A 294-nucleotide genomic window follows, 5' to 3' on the forward strand; every position below is an offset into this window, starting at 1 on the left:
GCGACCGAGGTCATGCGTATGACCAAACTGATGCGTGAAATTGCCAGTGCGTCCCAGGAACAGAGTCGCGGCATTGAGCAGGTGAATATTGCGGTGATTCAGATGGATGAAACGGCGCAGCAAAATGCGGCGCTGGTACAGCAGTCATCAGCGGCTACCCGCTCGCTGGAAGAGCAGTCTTCAGCGCTAATCGAAGCCATGGCCGTATTTAAGCTACAGACAGCCTAACCGAACGTAGGCCTGATAAGGCGAAGCCGCCATCCGGCAATATCACAGCATTGTGCCGGATGGTAC

1 pseudogene is annotated in these 294 nt (G+C 55.1%); it reads left to right on the forward strand.

The window, feature by feature from the left end:
* A pseudogene (locus FDX22_RS19985) lies at window positions 1–228 on the forward strand (methyl-accepting chemotaxis protein); the annotation flags it as partial.
* Window positions 229–294: the final 66 nt, after the last annotated feature.

It is taken from the genome of Citrobacter sp. TBCS-14 (assembly GCF_005280805.1).
GTDB classification, from domain to species: Bacteria; Pseudomonadota; Gammaproteobacteria; order Enterobacterales; family Enterobacteriaceae; genus Citrobacter; species Citrobacter gillenii.